Origin of the sequence: Saccharothrix sp. ST-888, assembly GCF_000955975.1 — a bacterium.
Classification (GTDB): domain Bacteria; phylum Actinomycetota; class Actinomycetes; order Streptomycetales; family Streptomycetaceae; genus Kitasatospora.
The window spans coordinates 1-535 of the sequence record NZ_JYJF01000344.1 but is presented as its reverse complement, the minus strand read 5'-3'; the positions used below and the strand labels follow the sequence as shown (position 1 = coordinate 535).

Below are 535 nucleotides of genomic sequence, written 5' to 3'. Positions count from 1 at the left end.
CAGTAGTCCGAGGCGCGGTGCCCGTCGCTGTACTCCCTGGCGTCGCCCAGGCAGGCCGCGTAGTCGGTGCTGCCGGTACAGGCGTCGATCGGCAGCCGGGTGCCGCCCGGGCGCAGGTAGCCCTGCCCGCAGCCCCACATGTCGTTCGCCAGCGCGGCCTGCGAGCTCCGCACGCTCTCACCACACCACCGGTCCGGCCGGGGGTTCCACGGCTCCGGGGCGCCGACGCTGATCGGCACCGGGCTGCTGGCGCTGGGGGTCGGCGCGACCGTCGGTGGCCTGCTGGGCCGGGTGGGCCCGGCGATGGGCGTCACCCTCGCGGTGGGGGCGGCACTCCAGTACGGGATGTCTATGGTCCGTCCGTACCTGTGGAGTGGGGAGACCGTGCTGATCCCGCAGTCCGCCCTGCCCAACGACATGTGGGGCTTCGGCCAGGTCTACCTGCGCCCGGACGGCACCCGGCTGCCGATCGACGCCTGTACCTCCAGCACCGACTACGCGGCCTGCCTGGGCGACGCCAGGGAGTACAGCGACG

At 73.6% G+C, this 535-nt stretch carries 1 protein-coding gene; it reads left to right on the top strand.

The window, feature by feature from the left end; all coding sequences use genetic code 11:
* Positions 1 to 138 precede the first annotated feature (138 nt).
* Positions 139 to 535, top strand: a 397-nt coding sequence (locus tag UK12_RS33020; RefSeq protein ID WP_045306900.1) for a hypothetical protein, incomplete at its 3' end; no start/stop codon positions are given.